General features: G+C 67.2%; 1 protein-coding gene. It reads right to left on the bottom strand.

Features of this window, described 5'->3' with window-relative positions:
* Positions 1 to 2,714: DUF6531 domain-containing protein (locus AACH06_RS29985; protein WP_341429502.1), on the bottom strand; the 2,714-nt coding region annotated here is incomplete at both ends.

The raw sequence follows: 2,714 nt of genomic DNA, 5'->3' as shown, positions 1-2,714 counted from the left end.
TACGTGAACTTCGCGATCACGTGGTTCAGGCCATCGGTCACGCTCTTGAGCTTGCCGTCGGCGTAGTAGTCGAACGTGGTCTTGTGCTTGTTCGCGTCGGTGTAGGTGCGCGGCTTGTTGAACACCGGGTCCCAGGTCGTGGTCGTGCTCACCGGATGGGCGGTGCCCGCCAGGCGTGTCACCGTCTCGACGTTGCCGTTGGCATCGTAGGTGTACTCGGTGCGACGGTTGAGGGCATCCACCACCGCACTGAGCATGCCACTCTTGTACTCATATCGCGTGGTCTGCTCGTCCGTGTCGCCCAGCGGGAAGATGCTCTGCGTGACGAAGCCTTCCGGTCCGACCAGGATGCGCCGCACCTTGCCGCGCCGATCGGTGATGTCCACCTGCGTGGCCAGGCCGGTCGCTTGGTCGATGGTCGGCGTGAACTGGAAGGTGCTGTTGTCTGCCAGCGTCTGCTTCTTCACCCAGCCGGTGGTTGAGTCGTACTCGTTGGTGGTCTGGGCCACCTGGTAGGCATCTAGCACCTTGGTGATGCGGTTGGCGACCGTGTCCCACACGTAGCTGTGAGTCTTGTTGTTCGCATCTGTCACCGTCGTCAGGCGGATGCCGTCGTAGCCGTACTGGAAGCTGCGGCCCGCGTTGTCCTCGATGCGGCTGATGAAGCTGTTGTCGTTGTAGCTGAAGTTGATGTAGCGACCGTGCGGCGAGACGATGCGGTCGATCGGTGCGTTGTCGTTGGCGCGCAGGACGGACACGCGGTTGCCGTTCTCGTCCTCCATCGCGATCAGCTTGCCGTACAGGTTCGTGAAGGTCCATTTGCGGCCATCGCGGAAGTACAGCACCCAGTCGGCCGCCGCCGCCTCGATGCGCGCACCGCGGAACTCACCCATCGCGTCGTTGTTGACGTAGGGTTGGAACAGCGTGTTGATCGCACCGTTGAACAGAACCGCCCGGCCGTTGGGCAGTACCACGTACACGTTGGTCCGTGACTGGCCCGTATCGGGGTTGATGTCGGTCGGTGCATCGACGATGCGCGTGTCGTAGCGGTGCGTGGCACCGACGCCGAAGCCGTAGGTGTTGGTGTCACGCGAGCGGTAAGTCCGCGTCACGTCCAGCGGCTGCACATCGGAGATGAAGATGTCGCGTTCTGTGTGGCTGAACTCGCCCGACAGCATGCCCACAGGATCCGCACCAATCGGGCACATTCCCCCACCGGAATCCGAGTTGTTGGCTCCGCCACCGCCCCCGCCTCCCGGAGGCGGATTGCCCCCATCACAAGGCGGCGGCGGCGGCGGGGCATCCGGCCCCGTGGCCACGCCCGAAGCGGGATGCCAGCGATACAGCTGCAACCCCTGCGGCGCAGACGCCTCCAGCAACTTCGGGTCGCGCTGACTCACCTTCGCGTCGCTGTACACGTACCAGCCACGCCCCTGCGGATCGTAGTCGAACAGCCGGGCGCCGTGCCCCGGGCCGAACTTCGTGTAGTTCGGGTACTGCACCGTCGCCGCGCGCGGCTTGCCGTCCACCCCGACGAACGTCGCGCCCGCGGGCTGCAGCGTGAAGAACGTGCTCACCCCCACGTACGGCAGTTGCACCGTCGACTGGTCCGCCGGCACCGGCGTGATGCTGACCTGCGTCACCACCTTGCCCGCCGCATCTCGCACCACCGTGCCCGCCGGCAGCGTGATCTTCAGCCCCGGCAGCAGCGGGTGCGTCAGCGCCACCGCCGTCTTCGTCGGCGCGTCCAGCCGGATCGCGTGCGCCGTGTCCAGCTTGGGCATCCACACCGCGAACGGCAGCGCCGTCATCTTGCCCGCCTGCAGGCTGACCTGGTAGCTGGACTGGCCGTACTGCGCATCCGCTCGGTTGGCCGTGCTGCCGTCGATCTCCAGCACGTGCTTACCCGGCTTGGCACCTTGCAGCACGAACTCGCCGTTGTCGTCCGTGCGCGTGACCTGGCCACCCAGGCGCATCGTCACGTTGGCCAGCGGCTTGCCGTTCAGCCTCAGCACCTGCCCTGCGACGCAGACCGTGCAGGACGGCGCCTCGGTGGCAGCGGGCATCGGCTTGGCCACATCCGCCCAGCTCAGCTTGACCTTGCGCAGCAACGCCTGCGTCGCCTCGGGCGCCGCATCGCGCTCGCGCGCCGGTACCTCCAGCGCCGTCTTCAGCTCCTGGCTGTCGATGCCTTGCGCCTTGGCCTTGTCCTGCAGCACCTGCTCCAGGTACTCCACGCGGCCGTACATCGCCTGGCGCACCGCCTCCCGCTTGGGCGGGTTCAGCCTCGCCAGCTTGGCCTTGCCGCTGGTCCAGCTGCCTTCGTAGTGCCGCGGCTCGGGCACGAACATCTCGTCGTCCGCCCGCAGCGCCGCCAGCGCCGCTTCGTCCAGCTCGGCCTTGTAGCCCTTGGTCTTGCCGGCCTGCTGGGTCTGCGGCGCCGGTGCCGTCACCACCTGCGGCGCGACACCGCCGGTGTTCAGCGCGCGCGTGTCGAAGCCGATGGCCGTCAGCGGCAGTCGCACGCCGTGCGTGTCCGCGGCCCCGTTGACGAACAGCGTGTACCGGCTGCCCGGCAGCAGCGGCTTGGCCGGCCACACCCACGCCATCACGCCTCGCTCGACCGCCACCACCTTGACCGGCTCTGCCCCGTTCGGCCCGATCAGCGTCACGCTCTGTTCGCTCAGGCTGCCCGGGTCCAGGCGCTTGTTGAA

Origin of the sequence: Ideonella lacteola, assembly GCF_038066555.1 — a bacterium.
Taxonomy (GTDB): domain Bacteria; phylum Pseudomonadota; class Gammaproteobacteria; order Burkholderiales; family Burkholderiaceae_C; genus Ideonella; species Ideonella lacteola.
Note: the sequence above shows the minus strand (reverse complement) of the source record. Positions and strands in the feature narration are given on the sequence as shown.